18 protein-coding genes are annotated in these 19,709 nt (G+C 59.8%); 10 read left to right on the forward strand and 8 right to left on the reverse strand.

Annotation, left to right across the window (positions count from 1 at the left end; genetic code table 11):
- Positions 1 to 19 precede the first annotated feature (19 nt).
- The 4 genes from ACYZTZ_RS13955 to ACYZTZ_RS13970 all read left to right on the forward strand — a co-directional run bounded on the left by ACYZTZ_RS13955 (position 20) and on the right by ACYZTZ_RS13970 (position 3,726).
- Positions 20 to 1,060, forward strand: coding sequence for a DMT family transporter (locus ACYZTZ_RS13955; RefSeq protein WP_461998621.1), 1,041 nt, complete (start codon positions 20 to 22; stop codon positions 1,058 to 1,060).
- A gap of 81 nt (positions 1,061 to 1,141) precedes the next feature.
- Positions 1,142 to 2,224, forward strand: coding sequence for a bifunctional transcriptional activator/DNA repair enzyme AdaA (locus ACYZTZ_RS13960; protein WP_461998622.1), 1,083 nt, complete (start codon positions 1,142 to 1,144; stop codon positions 2,222 to 2,224).
- A 43-nt stretch (positions 2,225 to 2,267) separates the two neighbouring features.
- Positions 2,268 to 3,071 carry an isocitrate lyase/PEP mutase family protein gene (locus tag ACYZTZ_RS13965; protein ID WP_461998623.1) on the forward strand — a complete coding sequence of 268 codons (804 nt, stop codon included), beginning with the start codon at positions 2,268 to 2,270 and terminating at the stop codon, positions 3,069 to 3,071.
- Between the two features lie 4 nt (positions 3,072 to 3,075).
- Positions 3,076 to 3,726: a DNA-3-methyladenine glycosylase family protein gene (locus ACYZTZ_RS13970; RefSeq protein WP_461998624.1), complete on the forward strand. Its 651-nt coding sequence runs from the start codon at positions 3,076 to 3,078 to the stop codon at positions 3,724 to 3,726.
- Here the strand turns inward: ACYZTZ_RS13970 and ACYZTZ_RS13975 are convergent.
- The 3 genes from ACYZTZ_RS13975 to ACYZTZ_RS13985 form a co-directional block, all read right to left on the reverse strand.
- Entirely contained in the window at positions 3,701 to 4,798 is a 1,098-nt protein-coding gene (locus tag ACYZTZ_RS13975; RefSeq protein ID WP_461998625.1) for an extracellular solute-binding protein, read from the reverse strand. The two genes, ACYZTZ_RS13970 and ACYZTZ_RS13975, sit on opposite strands and share 26 nt — an antisense overlap.
- A gap of 2 nt (positions 4,799 to 4,800) precedes the next feature.
- Positions 4,801 to 5,925, reverse strand: coding sequence for an agmatine deiminase (gene aguA, locus ACYZTZ_RS13980; protein ID WP_461998626.1), 1,125 nt, complete (start codon positions 5,923 to 5,925; stop codon positions 4,801 to 4,803).
- 100 nt (positions 5,926 to 6,025) lie between these two features.
- Positions 6,026 to 6,910 carry a LysR substrate-binding domain-containing protein gene (locus ACYZTZ_RS13985; protein WP_033054579.1) on the reverse strand — a complete coding sequence of 295 codons (885 nt, stop codon included), beginning with the start codon at positions 6,908 to 6,910 and terminating at the stop codon, positions 6,026 to 6,028.
- Positions 6,911 to 7,198: 288 nt separating this feature from the next.
- Between ACYZTZ_RS13985 and ACYZTZ_RS13990 the strand changes: the two genes are divergently transcribed.
- The 4 genes from ACYZTZ_RS13990 (at position 7,199) to ACYZTZ_RS14005 (ending at position 10,394) form a co-directional block, all read left to right on the forward strand.
- Complete coding sequence (locus ACYZTZ_RS13990) at positions 7,199 to 7,552, forward strand: PaaI family thioesterase (protein WP_461998627.1); 354 nt, start codon at positions 7,199 to 7,201, stop codon at positions 7,550 to 7,552.
- Between the two features lie 96 nt (positions 7,553 to 7,648).
- Entirely contained in the window at positions 7,649 to 8,137 is a 489-nt protein-coding gene (locus ACYZTZ_RS13995) for a GFA family protein (RefSeq protein ID WP_056741763.1), read from the forward strand.
- A gap of 100 nt (positions 8,138 to 8,237) precedes the next feature.
- Positions 8,238 to 9,026, forward strand: a complete 789-nt coding sequence (locus ACYZTZ_RS14000) for a MipA/OmpV family protein (protein ID WP_461998628.1) — start codon at positions 8,238 to 8,240, stop codon at positions 9,024 to 9,026.
- Between the two features lie 198 nt (positions 9,027 to 9,224).
- Positions 9,225 to 10,394 (forward strand): IS4 family transposase, encoded by a 1,170-nt coding sequence (locus tag ACYZTZ_RS14005; RefSeq protein WP_461998629.1) that lies wholly within the window; start codon positions 9,225 to 9,227, stop codon positions 10,392 to 10,394.
- 42 nt (positions 10,395 to 10,436) lie between these two features.
- On the opposite strand, the gene ACYZTZ_RS14010 is transcribed toward ACYZTZ_RS14005, so the two are convergent.
- The 3 genes from ACYZTZ_RS14010 to ACYZTZ_RS14020 form a co-directional block, all read right to left on the reverse strand.
- Entirely contained in the window at positions 10,437 to 11,723 is a 1,287-nt protein-coding gene (locus ACYZTZ_RS14010) for an ATP-binding protein (RefSeq protein WP_461998630.1), read from the reverse strand.
- Complete coding sequence (locus ACYZTZ_RS14015) at positions 11,724 to 12,431, reverse strand: winged helix-turn-helix domain-containing protein (protein ID WP_462000673.1); 708 nt, start codon at positions 12,429 to 12,431, stop codon at positions 11,724 to 11,726.
- Positions 12,432 to 12,586: 155 nt separating this feature from the next.
- Positions 12,587 to 13,195 carry a MiaE family protein gene (locus ACYZTZ_RS14020; RefSeq protein ID WP_095128217.1) on the reverse strand — a complete coding sequence of 203 codons (609 nt, stop codon included), beginning with the start codon at positions 13,193 to 13,195 and terminating at the stop codon, positions 12,587 to 12,589.
- A gap of 160 nt (positions 13,196 to 13,355) precedes the next feature.
- On the opposite strand from ACYZTZ_RS14020, the gene ACYZTZ_RS14025 reads away from it, so the two are divergent.
- A complete protein-coding gene (locus ACYZTZ_RS14025; RefSeq protein ID WP_056741759.1) occupies positions 13,356 to 14,219 on the forward strand; it encodes a universal stress protein in 864 nt (287 codons plus the stop codon).
- A gap of 94 nt (positions 14,220 to 14,313) precedes the next feature.
- Here the strand turns inward: ACYZTZ_RS14025 and ACYZTZ_RS14030 are convergent, their stop codons facing one another.
- Positions 14,314 to 14,784, reverse strand: a complete 471-nt coding sequence (locus ACYZTZ_RS14030) for a DUF1289 domain-containing protein (RefSeq protein ID WP_046048871.1) — start codon at positions 14,782 to 14,784, stop codon at positions 14,314 to 14,316.
- A gap of 408 nt (positions 14,785 to 15,192) precedes the next feature.
- Here ACYZTZ_RS14030 and acnB point away from each other — a divergent pair, with 408 nt between their 5' ends.
- On the forward strand, positions 15,193 to 17,802 hold the full coding sequence (acnB, locus tag ACYZTZ_RS14035; protein ID WP_462000674.1) for a bifunctional aconitate hydratase 2/2-methylisocitrate dehydratase: 2,610 nt from the start codon (positions 15,193 to 15,195) through the stop codon (positions 17,800 to 17,802).
- 51 nt (positions 17,803 to 17,853) lie between these two features.
- On the opposite strand, the gene ACYZTZ_RS14040 is transcribed toward acnB, so the two are convergent.
- On the reverse strand, positions 17,854 to 19,530 hold the full coding sequence (locus tag ACYZTZ_RS14040; protein ID WP_461998631.1) for a SulP family inorganic anion transporter: 1,677 nt from the start codon (positions 19,528 to 19,530) through the stop codon (positions 17,854 to 17,856).
- Between the last annotated feature and the right edge of the window lie 179 nt (positions 19,531 to 19,709).

Below are 19,709 nucleotides of genomic sequence, written 5' to 3' on the forward strand. Positions count from 1 at the left end.
AATTCCCAACGAGCCTTGAATGAACCTGAACGTTGTCTACGCCCTTGGCGCTGCCGCTCTTTTTGGCGCGAGTACGCCATTGGCCAAGTTGCTGGGCTTGAACCTTTCGCCGATCCTTTTGGCCGGGTTGTTGTACCTCGGCAGTGGTCTGGGCCTGACGCTCGTCAGACTGTTGCGCGACCGAGGCTGGCAGCCTAGCGGCCTGAAATCGTCGGAGTGGCCATGGCTGATCGGTGCCATCGCTTTTGGCGGCGTGCTCGGGCCTGTGGCGCTGATGTTCGGTTTGACCCTGACCTCTGGCGCCACGGCCTCGTTGATGCTCAATCTCGAATCGGTATTGACCGCCGTGCTGGCCTGGGTGGTATTCAAGGAGAACGCTGACCGGCGCATCGTCGCCGGAATGCTGGCAATCGTCGCCGGTGGCTTGCTGCTGGCCTGGCCCCAGAACCTGGCGCAGTCACAGGGCTGGATCGGACCGTTGGCGGTAGCGCTGGCCTGTGTCTGCTGGGCGATCGATAACAACCTGACGCGCAAGGTGTCGGCCTCGGATGCGCTGTTTATTGCCGGCATCAAGGGGTTGGTCGCCGGGGCGGTGAACTGTTCTCTGGCGCTGTTGCTCGGCGCAACACTGCCGCACATGACGGTGCTGGGGCCTACGTTGATCGTCGGTTTCCTGGGGTATGGCATCAGCCTGGTGTTGTTCGTTCTGGCGCTTCGAGGCCTGGGCACTGCGCGTACCGGCGCCTACTTTTCCACGGCACCTTTCCTCGGCGCGGCGATTGCCATCTTGCTGCTGAATGAACCCGTCACGCTGACGTTCTGGGCCGCTTCGCTGTTGATGGGCCTTGGGGTATGGATTCACCTCAAGGAACGTCATGCCCATGAGCATCAACATGAGGCGCTCAAGCATGCTCATCGCCACGTGCATGACGAGCATCATCAACATGAACATTCGTTCCAGTGGGACGGGACCGAACCCCACAGTCACGAACATGAACACACACCGCTGCGCCACAGTCATCCACATTTTCCGGACATCCATCACCGACATAGGCATTAGGCAGTTCCTCATGACGAATGACTGGAATTCTCTGTCGATTTTCCGGTGGAGGCGTTGGGCGACGCGTCTTATGCTCACTTCATGAACCTACAAAACGCTGTGCTTCCGCCCCACGCAGAGATGGTTCGCGCCATGCTCGAACGAGACACCGCCTACGAGGGGGTGTTCTTTACCGCGGTCAAAACCACCGGCATCTTCTGTCGCCCCAGTTGCACGGCGCGCAAACCGAAGCCGGAGAACGTCGAGTTCTTCGCCCATGCCGATGAGTGCATGTCCGCGGGCTACCGCGCTTGCCTGCGCTGCAAACCACTGGACGCGGCGGCCATTGCACCGGACTGGGTGCAGCGGCTGCTCAAATCGGTAGACGCCGATCCCGACCAGCGCTGGACCGATGCCCAGCTGTTGGCCGAAGGCATCGAACCGCTAAAACTGCGCCGCTGGTTCAAGCAGCATTTCGGCATGACCTTTCACGCCTGGCTGCGCACCCGACGCCTCGGCATGGCGTTGGGCGGGATCAAACAGGGCGACTCCATCGACAACGCCGCATTCGACTCGGGCTACGAGTCCCTGAGCGGGTTTCGCGATGCGTTTCAAAAGTCCTTCAACATCACGCCGGGCCGCGCCGCCAACAGCGAGCCGCTGCTGTTCACTCGCCTGACCACACCGCTGGGGCCGATGATTGCCATGGCCGAACGACGCGGGCTGGTGCTGCTGGAGTTTCTTGATCGGCCAGCGCTGACCAAGGAAGTCGAAGAATTGCAGAATCGATACGGGTATGCCGTCGCGCCAGGACATAACGCGCATTTGCAGCAGATTGAAGCCGAGCTGACGCAGTATTTCGCCGGAAAACTCACTGACTTCAACGTTCCACTACACTTGCCTGGCAGCGATTTCGCCCGACAGGTCTGGGCCGAACTGGCGAAGATCCCGTACGGCCAGACCAGCACCTACGGCGCTATTGCGGCGTTGTTGGGCAAACCCGGCGCCAGTCGCGCCGTGGGCCTGGCCAACGGGCATAACCGTCTTTCGATTGTCGTGCCCTGTCACCGGGTGATCGGCGCAGACGGCTCGCTGACCGGCTATGGTGGAGGACAACCGCGCAAGGCGTTCTTGCTCAGGCTGGAAAAAGCCGCGGTGCAGATCACGCAACAACTCGCATTCTGATTACTTTCCGGCTCTCTCAATCAGTCATAAGGAAGGACATTCGATGGACAACCTATTTCACCAGTTGCACCACGACGGCTTGCTGATCCTCACCAACGTCGCCGATGCCGCCGGGGCGCGCATCGTGGAACAGCTGGGCTGTAAAGCCGTCGCCACCAGCAGCGCGGCAGTCGCTTGGGCTCACGGTTATCCGGATGGCAACGCCCTGCCCCTTGAGCGTTTGATATCAACGGTCGAGTCCATCGCCCGGGTGATTTCGGTGCCGTTGACCGTGGACATCGAGGCCGGTTATTCCGATGACCTGACGCAGGTGGCCGAGCTCATCGATGCGGTGATTGCCGCCGGGGCCGTCGGGATCAACATCGAGGACGGTGCGTCCCCGCCCGAACTGCTGGTGCGCAAGATCGAAATCGCCCGGCAGGTTGCCAGTCGCCGAAATGTGCAGCTGTTCATCAACGCCCGCAGCGATGTGTACCTCAAGAGCCTGGTGCCCGCCGAAGATCGCGTGGCAGAGACGCTCAGACGCGCCGCGTTGTATCAGGCGGCCGGTGCCGATGGTTTGTTTGCTGCCGGGGTCACCGCCGAGTACGAGATCGCTGCGCTGTGCCAGGGCACTCCGTTGCCGTTGAACGTCCTCGGGCTCCCCGGCTTGCCATCGCCTGAAGAGTTGAAAGCCCTCGGCGTACGCCGTTTGAGCGCGGGTTCACGCATCGCCGAGTTTCTGTATGGCGCCATGAGCGCACTGGCCAAGAGCTTTCTGGAAACAGGAACACTCGACAGCCGTGATCTGAAGGCCTTCACCTATGGCGAAGTGAACGCCCTGTTGGCGCCGTCCGGGAAAGCGTGACCCCATGCCCGACGCCTATCTGCCCGCCACCGAGTTTCTATCGTCCATCGATGAGGACTGGCGCCGCCACATCGCCGCCGTTGGCCCTTGCCTGCATCAGCCCCATGCGGCTCACGATCCTTATGAGTCGCTGGTGCGGGCGATTGCCTACCAGCAACTGCATGCGAAGGCCGGGGATGCGATTGTCGGTCGGCTGTTGGCATTGTTTGGATCGGGCGCGTTCCCGAGGCCTGAACAGATTCTGGCGACAGGCTTTGATCAACTGCGCGGTTGCGGGTTTTCCGCTGGCAAGATCGCGACCATTCAGGGCATTGCCCAAGCGGCGTTGGACGGTGTGGTGCCGGATTACGCCACGGCACTGGCCATGGAGGATGAAGCCCTGATCGAGCGCCTGATCACCCTGCGCGGTGTTGGGCGCTGGACGGTTGAGATGTTGCTGATTTACAGCCTGGAACGGCCGGATATCTTGCCCGCCGATGACTTTGGCGTGCGTGAGGGGTATCGGCGGATGAAGGGGCTGGAGGTGCAGCCCAATCGCAAGCAGATGATTGAGATCGGGCAGCGGTGGAGTCCGTTTCGGACGGTGGCGGCGTGGTATTTGTGGCGGGTTCCAAAACCGCCTGCTCCAGTCACAACCCCGACTTCAACCGACTGAACGCCCTAATCAATGCCCGGTTAAATGCCTTGTCATTGTCATTCTTGCTATACAACGATGCCCTCACTTCAGCCGACGGATACGTCCCCGGATCATTGCGAATCGCCGGATCAATCAAGCCGTCCGCCGCCGTAATCGCATTGGCGTAGTGGATGGTGTCAGTGATCGGCGCGATCACCTCCGGCGTCATCAGATAATCCATCAACGCCAGTCCCGCCTGAGGATGAGGCGCATCCTTGGGAATGACCATCGCGTCGAACCAGATCAACGTGCCCTCTTTCGGTATCCGATAACTCAGCTTGAATGGCTTGTTCGCAGCCTCGGCCTGTCCGGCGGCGATTGCCACGTTGCCGTTCCACGACATCGCGACGCAGGTGTTGCCGTTGGCGAGGTCGCTGATGTTCAGGTCATTGTCGAAGTAGCGGATGTAGGGCCGGATCTTCGCCAGTTGCTGCTCAGCCCGTTTCAGGTCATCGAGGTTCTGGCGGTTGATGTCCAGCCCCATGTACTTCATGACCGCGGCGAACACTTCGTTGGGATCATTGAGTAAACTGACCCCGCAATCGGCAAATTTCGACACCACCGCCGGGTCGAACAGCATCGCCCAACTGTCCCGTGGTGCGTCGGGCAGGCGCTTCTTGATTGCCTCCTCCTGATAGCCGACGCCGGTGGTGCCCCAGGCGTAGATCCCGGCGTACCGATTGCCCGGATCGAACACCGCCATGTGCTGGCGGAACTCGTCACCCACACCAGCAAAATGCGGCAGCTGTTGCGGGTTCAGGGTTTGAATCGCACCGCTCTGGATCGCCCTGGACAAATGCTGGCCGGCGGTCAGCACCAAGTCATAGCCGCTGCGGCCGGTGAGCAGTTTGGTCTCGACGGTTTCCAGGGAGTCGAAGTGGTCAGCCACCACGTGGATGCCGGTTTTCTTCTCGAAATTGGTCAAGGTGTCCGGAGCCAGGTACTCGCCCCAGATGTACAGATTGACCACCGGCCTGGTGGTGTCGGCGGCCTGCACACACAGGGGTGCAAGCACCAGCAATAACGCTTGAGTCAGTTTGTGCAGGCCCATTTTCAAACTCCCTTTTTGTTGCAGGCACTGCCTGCATACTGCGGCATGGTGATGCACGCGACGTTACCGCCGCCGAGGAGGATTTCCCTCGAGTTTTCGATACCGACGATTTTGTGTTGCGGGAACAGTTCGGCGAGGGTCGCCTGTGCGGCCTGATCGTTGCGATCACCAAACAAAGGCACCACGATCGAGGTGTTGCCGGCGTAGTAGTTGATATACGACGCGCAGATTTTGGTCCCGGCCTGACGGGTGTGCGTGCCGTCTTGCTGATCCAGGCCTTCGGCTTCCTCGGCGGTCCATTCCAGCACGTCCGGTTGCGGCAGCTTATGCACTTTCAGCTCGCGGCCACGGCTGTCGCGGGTGCTGCGCAGAATGTCGTAGGCCTCTTGGTAGATCTCCCATTGCGGGTCATCGCGATTGTCGGTCCATTGCAGCACCACTTCACCGGGGCGCACGAAGCACGCGAGATCATCGACATGGCCGTCGGTTTCGTCGAATTTGCAGCCACGTGGCAGCCAGATGATTTGCTCGGCGCCGAGGTAATCGGTCAGTCGGCGGGTGACTTCGTCTTTGCCCAAATGCTGGTTGCGATTGCGGTTGAGCAGGCATTGCTCGGTGGTGAGAATGCTGCCCTGGCCGTCGCTCTGGATACCGCCCAGTTCGGCAATCAGCGGCGCGCGGTAGCGGTCGAACCGTTCGATTTCGAGGATTTTTCTGGCGATCTGATCGTCCTTGTCCCACGGGTAGTACAAGCCGCCGTCGAGACCGCCGTATGCGTTGAACTCAAAGTCCACGCCGCGTACCTCACCGCTGTCGTCGTTGACCACAAAGCACGGGCCGCTGTCACGGAACCAGGTGTCGTTGCAGGTCATTTCCACCACCCGCACTTGCGGCGGCAATTGGCGGCGAGCGGTGGCGAACTGTGCGGCGGAGGCGCACACGGTGACCGGTTCGCTGCGGGAGATGGCGGTGACGATCTGCACCCAGACTTTCTGCGCAGGCTTGGCGCCATTGCGCCAGACGTCGGTGCGCTCCGGCCAGCCTAGCCAGCAACCGGACTTGGTTTCGAATTCGCCGGGCAGACGGAAACCATCGAGTTTGGGGGTGGAGTCGAGCAAACGTGCCATGGTCAAACCTCATCAGCGGGGATTGGAATGACCACAGGCTACGGTCGCCGGCGCCCTCCTCGCCAACGATGAATATTTCGGAACACTTGAATTCAACTCATCAATCGATCAGCTGATCGTTGAACCATTCCAGCATCTGCGCCACTGCCGGGCGTTCCAGCCGCACCCGCTCACACACCAGCGCATATTGGCCGAGTGCAGTCATGCTTGAAGTGAACGGCCGGACCAGACGACCGCTGAGCAAATCCTCCTGCGCGGTCAAGTTATCGCCCATGGCCACACCCTGGCCTTGAGCCGCCGCTTCCAGCGCCAAACCGGCGTGGGCGAAATACAGCTGCCGTTCCGGACGCTGATCGCCGGCATGGCTGGTGAGCCAGGCGGTCCAGGTCTTCCCGTCCTGATCGTCGTGCAACAGGCAGTGACGCGCCAGATCCTTCGGAGTTTTCAAGGTGCCCTGGTTGAACAGACCGGGACTGCACACCGGGAAGAACTGCAACGCCGGCAAGGGCCGGACAAAGTACGCGCTGCTGTCCACCGGGCCGGTGCCGTAAGTGATCGCCAGGTCGATGTCTTCGCCCGGCGCCGTGGCGTCGATCGGTTGCTCGTAGAGGTGCAAGGTGATGTGCGGATAGCGCGCGTAGAAATCCGTCAGGCGACTCATCAACCACTTTTGCGCCAGCTCGGCAGTCACCGCCAGGCGCAACACCGCCAGCGATGACGGGTCACGCAGCTCATCGCAGGCATCGCCGATCAGTTCGAAGGCCTGCTGCAAGCTTTGCATCAGCCGCCCGGCGGCCATCGTCGGGCGAATCTGCCGGCCTTCACGGATGAACAATGTCACGCCCAATTGCTCTTCGAGCTGGCGAATCTGATGGCTGACCGCGCTGTCGGTGACGCACAACTCCGCCGCCGCCCGGCCGAAATGGGCGTGACGGGCGGCGCATTCGAAGGTTCTGAGTGCTGCTAAAGAAGGCAGTCGTCGCATGATCAAGGCCCAGATTTAGAGGCGTCCATGCTGCCCCGGCCATGGGTGGGCGTCCAGTGGGACCGCGTTATCGCTCATCGTCGGAACGCCGCCCGGAGCCGGCTCGCTCCCACATTGATCTTCAGTGAACTCAAGTTTTGTGTACAACAATGATCCCCTGTGGGAGCGAGCCTGCTCGCGAAGGGGCCTGCACAGCCACCGCATATCCGACACCATCACACTCACTTATGGGCAATGACATCCCCCCAAACCCGGCGCATGTTGACCCCTCAATCGGAGGGATTCGCCATGCTCAACGCACTCAAACAGATCAATTCAACCTCAGCCTTTAACCGCTGGGCCGGTTTCGAAGTTACTCGCGCAGAAAGCGGCGAAGCCGAGCTCACCATGGCGTTTCGCGAAAGTGATATGGCGCAGTACGCAGGCTTCCTGCACGCCGGACTGATCGGCGCGCTGCTCGACACAGCCTGTGGATTCGCAGCCGGAACGGTCGCCGGCAACGTGCTGGCATCGCATTTTTCAGTGAACTGCCTGGCGCCCGCCATCGGCGAAGTGTTCATCGCTAGGGGTCAGGTGGTGAAGGCTGGCAGAAGCAGGTGTTCGCCCGCGCCGAGTTGTTCGCGCAAACCGGAGATCAACTGAAGCTGGTGGCGACCGGCGATGCGATTCTCGTACCGGTCGAGGGGCGCTGAAGGTCTAGGCTGTCTTGGGTAAGTTCCAGACCTGTCGGAGGTTCCCATGCAGCTCGAAGGTTCCTGCCATTGCGGCGCAGTGTCGTTCAGTTTGACCAGCGCCCACCCCTACCCGTATCAGCGTTGCTACTGCTCGATCTGCCGCAAGACCCAGGGCGGTGGCGGTTATGCGATCAACCTGGGTGGCGATGCCGGCAGCCTGAAGGTGCGCGGTCGCAAGCACATCGCGATTTATCACGCACGACTCAAGGACGAAGGCGATAAACGCGCTCACAGCAGCACCGCCGAGCGGCATTTCTGCTCGCTCTGTGGTTCAGGTTTGTGGCTGTTCAGCCCCGAATGGCCGGAGCTGATTCACCCGTTTGCCTCTGCCATCGACACCCCGCTGCCGGAACCGCCGGAACACACGCATTTGATGCTCGGTTCCAAGGCGCCGTGGGTGGAAGTCGAGGTGCATCCTGGGGATCAGCAGTTCGACGTCTATCCCGAAGAATCCATCGCCGAGTGGCATGAGCGCCTGGGTTTGAGCCGCTAAGCCGGTTCACAGTCTTTGACAGTTTCCCGACAAAGCTGTCAAAGATTGCTGGCCGGCAGCCGCCTAGCATGGGCGCATCCTAACTCCCTCGGGTGCTCCCATGTTTCGCTCGCTATCTCTGTCGTTGACTTCGCTTTGCCTGCTCATTCCCACTGACTCTTTGCGTGCTGAAGACTGGCGCTACACCTTGCGGGCCGGCGCAGCCAGCGTGCCCCGTTACAGCGGCAGTGATGAACGCGTGGTGGCGCCGCTATTGGGCGGTGAAATCGTCAGCCCTTACGGATTCTTTCTGGACACTGAAAAGGGGCTGGGCTGGGCGTTTGACGAGGACGACTTCGGCCTCAGCGTGTACATCGGCGCCAGTGATGTGCGCAAGGATCGCAAGACCGGGTTCAAAGGTTCGGATGAGCTGAACGGCATGGGCTCGATCAAGTCGCGCCCGGCGCTGGGGCTCGACGGGACTTACCACATGGGGCCGATTATCCTCGGTGCGAGCTTTGAGCATGCGCTGGAAAAAGACGATGACGATCACGACACCGGCTCGGCGTGGAACCGCTTGAAACTGAGCATCAGCGCGCCGTTTTATGAGGGTGACCATGGCAAGGTCGTGGGCAGCCTCAATAGCCAGTTTGGTGACAGTAATTACGTGCGCACCTGGTACGGCGTCAGCGATGTCCAAGCGTCGCGCAGTCGGTTCAGGGTTTATGACACGCATGGCGGGCTGGTGAGTCGCGGGGCGGATTTGACCTGGTCGTTGCCGATCAATGATGCGTGGAGTGTCAGCACGGTGCTGGCGGTGCAATATCTGGAGAATGATGCGGCGGACAGCCCGATAGTCGAGCGGCGGATGCAGGCTTCACTGGCTAGCCAAGTGATTTACTCGTTCTAAAGATCGTTCCCACGCTCTGCGTGGGAATGCCTCAACGGACGCTCTGTGTTCGGCTCTGGAAGGGACGCGGAGCGGCCCGGGCTGCATTCCCACGCAGAGCGTCACTAGTGTCCGGTAAAAACCCAAGGGGGAGCTTGCTCCCCCTTGCTGTGCCTGCTTCGTAAGCAATAATCAGGTTTTCAGACTCGATTTTCGCCCATGTTCAGCAGCACTCGATTTGCGCAAATGCTCCAGGCCCTTCCTCATCAGCTCTTCAAAGCCGCCGTCAAACGCTGTGGCGCTGATCGTTACGCCAAACAATTCACGTCCTGGGATCTGCTCGTCACGTTGATTTTTGGCCAGCTGACACAAGCCAAAAGCTTGCGCACGTTGGCGACAGCTTCACAGTCGCTGCAACCCCATCGTCACCACCTCAACGCCAAGAACATGGTGCGTTCAACCCTTTGTGATGCGTTGAACAAGCGCAGCTCAGAGCCGTTTCGGCTGGCCTGCGAGCACCTGCTTCAGGGCATTGGCCGCAAGCAGCGCAAGTCGCTCGAAGCCATGATCACCCTGATCGATTCGACCTCGATCAGCCTGCGCGGACCCGGTTTTGACGAATGGACCACCGCGACGAAAACCCGCATAACCCAAGGCTTGAAGGTGCATGTGGCCATCGATCCACAGCAAACAGCCCCGACTTACGTAAACATCACCGCCGCCAACGTCAACGATCTGAGCGATGCCCTGACCATGCCGCTTGAAGCGGGTATGACGTACGTTTTCGACAAGGGTTACTGCGACTACAACTGGTGGCACCAGATTGATCAGATGGGTTCTTTCTTCGTCACACGACTGAAGAAAAACGCCAATCTAAAGCCGGTAGAAAACTTGAGGGAACAGGATGCACCGGAATTCATTGAGGCGGATGAATCGGTCTTGTTCGGTAAGAAATACCTGAACGCTCGACGTCCGAATCACTACCAAAATCAGGCTGTGCGTCGGGTTCAGATCCGCCGAGAGGACCACGAAACGCCATTGATTCTGGTCACCAACGACTTCTCTCGCTCAGCGGAGGAGATCGCCGATCTGTACAAGCAACGTTGGCAAATCGAGCTGTTTTTCAAGTGGATCAAGCAAAACCTCAAGCTCAAACGGTATTTCGGCTTCTCTGAAAATGCCGTTCGTTTGCAGATCTACAGCGCCTTGATTACCTATCTTTTGCTGCATCTTTATCAGCGCCGTTCAGGTTGCTCCGGGTCTATTTCAGACTTTGCCATTCGGCTAACCCACAGCTTGTTCGAACGCCCATTAAGCATCGAACACCTGGAACACCGAAGGCAAAAGCGAACAAAGCTGAAGGCTGCCCAAGGCAGCCTTCAGCTTTGAAAAGGTTTTACCGGACACTAGTGACGCAGAGCGTGGGAACGATCAATCCTGATGCGCCCAGGTCATGCGAAACGACGCCCCGCCCCACGGCGAGTCCACCACTTCCACTTGCCCGCCATGGGATTGCGACACCCGCCGCACCAGCGCCAGGCCCAGGCCGAAGCCGCCAGTGCGGCGGTCGCGGCTGGCGTCCAGGCGCGAGAACGGTTCGAAGATTTTCTCCCGCCCGTCCACCGGCACGCCGGGTCCGTCGTCGTTGACCCGCACTTCGTAGTGATCACCGGTGCGCACCAACGACACTTCCACCCGCTCATCGGCATAACGGATGGCATTGCGCAGCAGGTTGATCACCGCCCGGGCCATGAAACGCGGCTCGATACGGACCTCCTCGACCTGACACTCGACAATCAGCAATTGCACACCGGCGGCTTCGGCTTCTAGCGCGACGCTGCCGACCACGCTGTCGAGCCAACTGCTGGCCTGAATGTTTTCCCGAGTGATCACCGTGGCGCCGCGCTCGAGGCTGGCATAGGTGAGCAGTTCGGACACCATCTCTTCCAGCTCGCCGAGGTCGGCGTACATGTCGGCAATCAGTTCACGGTTCTGGGCCGGATCGGGTTGCTGCTTGAGCTGGTCGAGCTCGAACGACAGCCGGGCAATCGGCGTGCGCAGCTCGTGGGACACGGCGTTGGTCAGCTCGCGCTGATTGGCAATCAGGCCTTCGATGCGCGCCGCCATCAGATTGAAGTGTTCGGACAGGTCGCGGATGTTCGAGCGTTTGGACAGCTGGATCCGCGACGACAGATCGTTATCGCCAAAACGCTCGGCCGCCAGACGCAGCTTTTCCAGATCGCGCCAATGCGGCCGTACCCAGAAAAGCAACACGAAACCGATCATCACCGCGATCATCAGATAGGCCGCGGCAATGTAGAACGGCATCAGGCTCGGTTCGGCCGGCAGCTTGATGCTGAGCAGTTGCGAACCGTCGTCAATGCGCGAGATGAACTGCGTGTATTTGTCGCGAATCACCAGCAGGCCCTGGGCCAACTCGGCTTTCTCCTGCTCGGTCAGCGACAATTGATCGGTCTCGACCAGGGTCAGGCCCAAGCCGTAGTGGGGGCGCACCGCTTCCAGTTGTCGCTCCCGGGCCGAACCGTCCAGACCGTGCAACTGCTCGGCCAGCGACCAGGCCTGGCCACGCACCGCCTCTCGGTTGTAGCTCTGCATCTGACCGTCGAGCAGCGCATCGAACGTGCGCTCGACGGTTTGCAGCCCCAGAACCAGGCCCACCGTCATCACCAGAAACAACCCTAAAAATAACCGCAGCATTTACAGCTCCCACGCAAACGGATTGAACAGGTAACCCTTGCCCCAGACGGTCTTGATGCACACCGGTTCGCGCGGGTTGTCCTTGAGCTTGCCCCGTAGTTTGCTGATGTAGACGTCAACGCTGCGGTTGAGACCATCGAAAGCGATGCCACGCATGCGGTTGAGGATGTCGTCGCGGGACAGAGTCTTGCCGGCGGCGCTGGCCAGCAACCACAGCAGTTCGAACTCCATGGTGGTGAGTTCGATGCCCTCACCCGCCAGCCGCACTTCCCGGCAGCTGCGGTCGATGCTCAGATGGCCGAATTCCAAAGCGCTGCACACGCCGCTGTCCGGCGTCTGGCGGCGTTGCAAGGCGCGTAACCGGGCCAGCAGAACCGGTGGTTTGATCGGTTTGATCACGTAGTCATCGGCGCCGGACTCCAGCCCGAGGATGTGATCAAGGTCGTCTTCCTTGGCGGTAAGAATGACGATCGGCGTGTCGGACACGCTGCGGATCTCACGGCACACGTACAGACCGATCTGGCCCGGCAGCATCAGGTCGAGCACGACGACTTTCGGTTTGAATTCGAGGAACGCGGCTAATGCGAGGTCGCCGCGATGCACCTGCCGCACCTCAAAACCGTGTTGGGACAGGAAATGCGCGATCAGCCCGGCGAGCTTTTCGTCGTCTTCCACCAGCAGTACTTTGCCAAAACCCAGGTTATCCATAACGACCGTCTGCCAGCCCTTGCGTGAAGTGGCCGGCATTATGGCGCCAATCGGTGACCGGACGGTTATCGCAGGCAGCAAAAACCGGCCTCGCGGGCCGGTTTTCGGAGATGTTTCATTCTTTTAAGAGTTTTTTACATTTTCGGTCGAAAGCGTCAGGCCGCGGCTGGCACACCGCTGTGGAAACGGAATTCCACATCTGGCGACTCGATCAACTCTTGCTCGGCGGCGCGGACCTTGTCGATCACCTGGGCGATGTCCTTGGCGTCACCGTACTGGTAGGCCAGTTTCAGGTAACCCTGGAAATGTCGGGCCTCGCTCTTCAGCAGGCCGAAGTAGAACTTGCCCAGTTCTTCGTCCAGATGTGGCACCAGCGCCTCGAAACGCTCACAGCTACGGGCTTCGATAAAGGCGCCGACCACCAGGGTGTCCACCAGTTTGACCGGCTCGTGGCTGCGCACCACTTTGCGCAGGCCCGAGGCGTAGCGCCCGGCGGACAGCTGACGCAGCGCGATCTTGCGCTTTTTCATCAGGCGCATGACCTGTTCGTGGTGCACCAGCTCTTCCCGGGCCAGACGCGACATCAGGTTGATCAGATCGACGTGGGAGTGGTACTTGGCGATCAGGCTCAACGCGGTACTGGCGGCCTTGAATTCGCAGTTCTTGTGATCGATCAGCAGGGTTTCCTGATCGGCCAGCGCGGCTTGAACCCAGCCATCGGGGGTGCGGCAGCCAAGGAACTCGTGAATTTCGGGAAGGATCATGGGGCTCACGGATAAGAGGTTCAAAATCGAAGGGCGCCGATTATACCGGCCTGCCGGCAGACCACCAGCCGCGACCGTTGATATACATCAAGTCCCGAACGGCCAGCCAGCAACTATAGTTGTCCAACGCAGTATTTTTTACTTCATGGAGATCCCGATCATGCAAGCCATTCGCAGCATTCTGGTGGTCCTCGAACCTGAACACTCGGAAAGCCTGGCGCTCAAACGGGCCAAGCTGATTGCCGGCGTGACCCAGGCTCATCTGCATCTGCTGGTTTGCGACCGCAAGCATGACCACAGCGGCATGTTGGGTGTGCTCAAGGCCGCGCTGATCGAGGACGGCTACAGCGTCACCACCGAGCAGGCCTGGAACGAAAGCCTGCACGAAACCATCGTCGATGTGCAGCAGGCTGAAGGCTGCGGCCTGGTGGTCAAACAGCATTACCCCGACAGTCCGCTGAAAAAAGCCCTGCTGACCCCGGCGGACTGGAAACTGCTGCGTTACTGCCCGACGCCGGTGCTGCTGGTCAAAACCTCGAAACCCTGGACCGGCGGGGTCATTCTGGCGGCGATCGATGTCGGGAATACCGATGGTGAACACCGCACTTTGCACTCTTGTATTGTCGATCACGGTTACGACATCGCCAGCCTGGCCAAGGCCCATTTGCACGTGGTCAGTGCCCATCCGTCGCCGATGCTGTCGGCGGCCGACCCGACGTTGCAGCTCAGCGAAACCATCGAGGCGCGCTATCGCGAACAGTGCAAATCGTTTCAGGCCGAGTTCGACATTGATGACGAGCACCTGCACATCGAGGAAGGTCCGGCGGATGTGTTGATTCCGTTCATGGTCCACAAGCTGCAGGCGGCGGTGACGGTCATCGGTACCGTGGCGCGGTCCGGATTGTCAGGGGCGTTGATCGGGAATACGGCGGAGGTGGTGCTGGATGCGGTGGAGAGCGATGTGCTGGTGTTGAAGCCGGATACGATCATGGATCATCTGGAGGAGATCGTGACTCAGCATTGATGGTTGCGGCGCCAGTCAGATTGACTTCGCGAGCAGGCTCGCTCCCACATGGGATTGCATTCCAACTGTGAGAGCGAGCCTGCTCGCGAAGCTTTTAGGCGCCGAAGGCGTCTTTTAGGAAGCCCGGTGCAATGTAGCGCTGGTAATGCGCCTCGGAGAGCAAAAAGAACTCCCGATCAATGGCATCCCGCAGTTCCGGCAGGTTCCAGTCGCGAAACTCCGGCATCAGCACCATTCCGTAGGCTTCCAGGTTGTTGATCACTCGCGCCCCCCGGGCGATCAACTGATAGGCCCAGCAATATTCCGACTGATGCGGCACAAAGCGGATCTTGCGCTGCTCCAGCTGCAGACGCAGGCGCTGGGGATCGAAAACTTCAAGCTTGCTGGCCATCACCTGGGACAGCAGCAACTCAAGACGCAGCCACACCGCGCGTTTTTCCTCCTCGTTGTAACCATTCCAGTTGATCACTTCATGGTGGAAACGCTTGCAGCCACGGCACACCAAATCACCGTAAACAGTGGAGCAGAGGCCGACGCAGGGGGTCTTGATGGTCTGATTGGGCATAGGTTGGGAGAGCACGGGAAAGCAGAACAGGTCGGCATGTTAGCCCTTTGTCTAACATTCATCACCCCTCAAAGTTCAGGGCCTAACTTACCTTTAATTTTTTTTTGCCGTAGAATCAGCCAGCCTTTTAAGGCGCCAATGTCCGTTAGAAGCTGTTTTCAAAGCGTCACGAGCACAGTCGTTCCTTCAGAGCGGTGTTGGCGAAGGGTTTTTCCAGCGGGGAAAAGCCCAACGCCAACCCTCATCAGCTCCCCGTTCTGCAGGCGTAAAACTTTGAAAGCAGCTTCTGTAAGGAATTGTCGGTAATTCTGGCTAAGTGGCCCACAACGCCACGCAGCGCATGAGTACGGCAATTTCGGGATGAGCGTCCCGGACACCCATTTGGGACCACTGATGAGGGTAATAACTGTGCTTGAAGCCTACCGCAAACATATCGAAGAGCGTGCAGCACTGGGTATCGTTCCCCAGCCGCTAAACGCCGAACAAACTGCAGGCCTGGTCGAGCTGCTGAAGAATCCCCCGGCTGGCGAAGAAGCTTTCCTCGTTGACCTGATCACCAATCGCATTCCGCCAGGTGTGGACGAAGCAGCCTATGTAAAGGCCGGTTTCCTGTCTGCCCTCGCTAAAGGCGAAGCAAAATCCCCTCTGATCGACAAGAAACGCGCTGTTGAACTGCTCGGCACCATGCAGGGCGGCTACAACATCGTGACGCTGGTCAATCTGCTGGAAGACGCCGAGCTGGCGCCAGTCGCTGCCAAAGAACTCAAGCACACCCTGCTGATGTTCGACGCTTTCCACGACGTCGCTGAAAAAGCCAAGAACGGTAACGTTCACGCTAAAGGCGTGCTGCAATCCTGGGCTGACGGCGAGTGGTTCAAGAACCGCCCGGTGCTGGCCGACAAGATCAGCCTGCGCGTGTTCAAGGTCACCGGCGAAACCAACACCGACGACCTGTCCCCTGCTCCTGATGCCTGGTCCCGTCCGGACATCCCGCTGCACGCCCTCGCCATGCTGAAAATGGCGCGTGAAGGCATCGTGCCTGACGCCCAGGGCGTCACCGGCCCGATGAAGCAGATCGAAGAAATGCGTAACGCCGGCTTCCCGATCGCCTACGTTGGCGACGTGGTCGGTACCGGTTCTTCGCGTAAATCGGCGACCAACTCGGTGCTGTGGTTCTTCGGCGACGACGTTCCTTTCGTGCCGAACAAGCGTGCCGGTGGTTTCTGCTTCGGCAGCAAAATCGCTCCGATCTTCTACAACACCATGGAAGATGCTGGCGCACTGCCGATCGAATTCGACGTCACCAACATGAACATGGGCGACGTGATCGACCTGTACCCGCATGCTGGCAAAGTCTGCAAACACGGCACTGACGAAGTCCTGACCACCTTCGAAATGAAGACCCCGGTGCTGTTGGACGAAGTTCGTGCCGGCGGCCGTATTCCGCTGATCATCGGCCGTGGCTTGACCGACAAGGCTCGTGCCGAATTGGGCCTGGGCCCTACCGACCTGTTCAAACTGCCTGAAGCACCTGTCGACACCGGCAAGGGCTTCACCCTGGCACAGAAAATGGTCGGCAAGGCTTGCGGTCTGCCAGAAGGCAAAGGCGTTCGCCCAGGTACTTACTGCGAACCGAAAATGACCACCGTGGGTTCTCAGGACACCACCGGTCCTATGACCCGTGACGAACTGAAAGACCTGGCGTGCCTGGGCTTCTCGACCGATCTGGTAATGCAGTCCTTCTGCCACACCGCGGCTTACCCTAAGCCGATCGACGTGACCACCCACCACACCCTGCCAGACTTCATCATGACCCGCGGCGGCGTTTCCCTGCGTCCGGGCGACGGCATCATCCACAGCTGGCTGAACCGTATGCTGCTGCCGGACACCGTCGGTACCGGTGGTGACTCGCACACCCGTTTCCCGATGGGCATTTCGTTCCCGGCCGGTTCCGGTCTGGTAGCGTTTGCCGCAGCCACTGGCGTTATGCCGCTGGACATGCCGGAATCGATCCTGGTGCGCTTCAAAGGCACAATGCAACCGGGCGTCACCCTGCGCGACCTGGTTCACGCCATTCCTTACTTCGCGATTCAGGCTGGCCTGCTGACCGTCGAGAAGAAAGGCAAGAAGAACGCCTTCTCCGGCCGCATCCTGGAAATCGAAGGCCTGGACAACCTGAGCATCGAGCAAGCGTTCGAGCTGTCCGACGCCTCGGCCGAACGTTCGGCTGCCGGTTGCACCATCAAGCTGTCGAAAGAGTCGATCACCGAGTACCTGAGCTCCAACGTCACCCTGCTGCGCTGGATGATCGGCGAAGGCTACGGCGATGCGCGTACCCTGGAACGTCGTGCTCAAGCGATGGAAGCCTGGATCGCCAACCCTGAGTTGATGGTTGCCGATGCTGACGCCGAATACGCTGAAATCATCGAAATCGACCTGGCCGACATCAAAGAGCCTGTGCTCTGCGCGCCAAACGATCCGGACGACGCCCGTCTGCTGTCCAGCGTTGCTGGCGAGAAGATCGACGAAGTGTTCATCGGTTCGTGCATGACCAACATCGGACACTTCCGCGCTGCCGGCAAGTTGCTGGAACAGGTCAAAGGTCAGCTTCCAACCCGTCTGTGGCTGTCGCCACCGACCAAAATGGACGCTCACCAGCTGACCGAAGAAGGCTACTACGGCATCTACGGCAAGGCCGGTGCTCGCATGGAAATGCCAGGCTGCTCGCTGTGCATGGGTAACCAGGCACGTGTAGAGCCGAATTCGACTGTTGTATCGACGTCGACCCGTAACTTCCCGAACCGTCTGGGTGACGGCGCGAACGTCTACCTGGCTTCGGCCGAGCTGGCGTCTGTTGCTTCCATCCTGGGTCGCCTGCCGACCGTCGAGGAGTACATGGAATACGCTGGCAAGATCGACAGCATGGCGGCCGATGTTTACCGCTACCTGTCCTTCGACCAGATCGCCGAGTTCCGTGAAGCTGCTGCGAACGCCAACATCCCGGTCGTTCAAGCCTAACGCTGCAACGCAATAAAAAACGCCGCCCATCGTGAGATGAGCGGCGTTTTTTTATGCCTGCGAAAGGTGCCCGTTTGCCTGAAGCGCTTGTTGCACAGCGCCGTCGACGCTCAAGTCACTGAAGATTATCTGTGCTCGCTCCTGCGCCGGCAACTTCGAGAGAACGGCCTGAGCCTGATGCTTGAGCCGCGCCAGAATCAGCAATTTGTCTTCGGCACGCACCTGCAAAAAGAAGGTTTCCAGCGCTTCGATACTCGTGCCATCCAGGTCGGGCGTCTCCTCCAGGCTGAGAATAATCGTATGAACCGGCGTTAACGCGTGGCGGGCCAGATGCAATGCACCGCCGAGAATGCGCTCCACGTTCGCGAAAAATAACGCTTCGCTCGGTCTTACAATCAGCACACCGGGGATCTCGCGAGCCTGAGGGTGGCGCTGCAGATCGACAAAATCATGACCGCTGCCTATCTGCCCCAGCACTTGAATATCTGCCGAAGACATTTGCTTGAGCATCAGCACCACGCTGATCACCACCGCCACCAACAAGCCGTCCAACACACCCAGCACCAGCACCGCCGCCACCGCGCAAATCACCAGCAGACGGTCGCGACGCCAGACGAAATACCGACCCAAGGGCTGCAGGCTCAAGCCACGCGCCAATGCGTGAATGACGATGGCCGCCAGTACCGGCTCGGGGGTCAGGGCAATCCAGGGCAACACCGTCAAGACGATGAGCAACACCACCCCCGCCGCTACCGCGCCCGCCAGACGCGAGCCGGCACCCGCCGCCTCATTGGCCGACGTCGCAGAGTAACCGGCGCCCGCCGGCATGCCATGGAACAGGCCCGACAGCAAATTGGCTGCACCGAGTGCCAGCAGATCGCGGTTCGAGGACACCCGGTCGCCGTGCTTGAGCGCAAACGAAGTGATCGATCCGTAAGACTCGGCATACAGAATCATCACCATGGCAAACGCCAATTCGCCCAGGCGCAGCCAGTCGGCAAACGGCAACACGGGAAGACGAGGCACTTCCAGGCTCAGATCGATCACGCCGATCAGTTTCACCCCATAAGCTGGCAAGTTCAGCCATTGGCCGGCCGCGATGCCGAGCGCCACCACCAGCAAACCTCCCGGCAAACGCCTGACCCGCCCGCACAGCCACAACACCAGCAAGGACACGGCCGCCACGAGCGCGCCGACCCGGTTCCACTGCGGTAATTGCTCAAGCAGTTGCGGCACGAAACGGATCAGGTTGCCATTGCTCAAGTGCACATCGACGATGCTCGCCACTTGCTTGAGGATGATTGTCACTGCGAGGCCGAAGGCAAAGCCTCGCAGCACCGGCTTGGCAATAAACGACGTCACGCTGCCGAGTTTGAACAATCCTGCCAGCAGAAAAAATCCACCCGTCACCAGCACCAGACCGATCGCCAGGGTCATGCGCAGGCCCGAGTCACCATTGGCCAACGTGGCTGTGGCGGCGGCCAGTACCGCCGCCGAAGACGACGTAGCAGAAACGATGGCAAAACGACTGGTGCCAAACAACCCGTAGCACAGCAGACCGGCAAATAACGCAATGACACCCGCCTGTGGGGGCAACGCGGCAATGCTTGAATAGGCGACCGCCTCGGGCAACAACAAACCGGCAATCGACAATCCGGCCAATACGTCCAGCCAGCGGTTGGGGCTGTCGGCATGGGGTTGCGCCGATGCGCCGTGGGCACGAGCCATGAAGCGTCTCCAGAGAAAGATAGACTGGCCGGGAAAAGTCCTCGGCAAACGCTCTATGACGCGTTTATGCAACCTCAAGCTTAATCGCTAAGCGCAAGGAATGTCGGCTCTGGGTCAGGTGTTGAGCATTTTCAACGCAATAAAAAACGCCGCCCATCGTGAGATGAGCGGCGTTTTTT

The organism is Pseudomonas sp. LB3P58 (genome assembly GCF_054897895.1).

Bases quoted from the DNA above. Each gene is read 5' to 3' on its own strand.
- ACYZTZ_RS13955 (WP_461998621.1), top strand. From the start codon at position 20: ATGAACCTGAACGTTGTCTACGCCCTTGGCGCTGCCGCTCTTTTTGGC.
- ACYZTZ_RS13960 (WP_461998622.1), top strand. From the start codon at position 1,142: ATGAACCTACAAAACGCTGTGCTTCCGCCCCACGCAGAGATGGTTCGC.
- ACYZTZ_RS13965 (WP_461998623.1), top strand. From the start codon at position 2,268: ATGGACAACCTATTTCACCAGTTGCACCACGACGGCTTGCTGATCCTC.
- ACYZTZ_RS13970 (WP_461998624.1), top strand. From the start codon at position 3,076: ATGCCCGACGCCTATCTGCCCGCCACCGAGTTTCTATCGTCCATCGAT.
- ACYZTZ_RS13975 (WP_461998625.1), bottom strand. From the start codon at position 4,798: ATGGGCCTGCACAAACTGACTCAAGCGTTATTGCTGGTGCTTGCACCC.
- aguA (WP_461998626.1), bottom strand. From the start codon at position 5,925: ATGGCACGTTTGCTCGACTCCACCCCCAAACTCGATGGTTTCCGTCTG.
- ACYZTZ_RS13985 (WP_033054579.1), bottom strand. From the start codon at position 6,910: ATGCGACGACTGCCTTCTTTAGCAGCACTCAGAACCTTCGAATGCGCC.
- ACYZTZ_RS13990 (WP_461998627.1), top strand. From the start codon at position 7,199: ATGCTCAACGCACTCAAACAGATCAATTCAACCTCAGCCTTTAACCGC.
- ACYZTZ_RS13995 (WP_056741763.1), top strand. From the start codon at position 7,649: ATGCAGCTCGAAGGTTCCTGCCATTGCGGCGCAGTGTCGTTCAGTTTG.
- ACYZTZ_RS14000 (WP_461998628.1), top strand. From the start codon at position 8,238: ATGTTTCGCTCGCTATCTCTGTCGTTGACTTCGCTTTGCCTGCTCATT.
- ACYZTZ_RS14005 (WP_461998629.1), top strand. From the start codon at position 9,225: ATGTTCAGCAGCACTCGATTTGCGCAAATGCTCCAGGCCCTTCCTCAT.
- ACYZTZ_RS14010 (WP_461998630.1), bottom strand. From the start codon at position 11,723: ATGCTGCGGTTATTTTTAGGGTTGTTTCTGGTGATGACGGTGGGCCTG.
- ACYZTZ_RS14015 (WP_462000673.1), bottom strand. From the start codon at position 12,431: ATGGATAACCTGGGTTTTGGCAAAGTACTGCTGGTGGAAGACGACGAA.
- ACYZTZ_RS14020 (WP_095128217.1), bottom strand. From the start codon at position 13,195: ATGATCCTTCCCGAAATTCACGAGTTCCTTGGCTGCCGCACCCCCGAT.
- ACYZTZ_RS14025 (WP_056741759.1), top strand. From the start codon at position 13,356: ATGCAAGCCATTCGCAGCATTCTGGTGGTCCTCGAACCTGAACACTCG.
- ACYZTZ_RS14030 (WP_046048871.1), bottom strand. From the start codon at position 14,784: ATGCCCAATCAGACCATCAAGACCCCCTGCGTCGGCCTCTGCTCCACT.
- ACYZTZ_RS14040 (WP_461998631.1), bottom strand. From the start codon at position 19,530: ATGGCTCGTGCCCACGGCGCATCGGCGCAACCCCATGCCGACAGCCCC.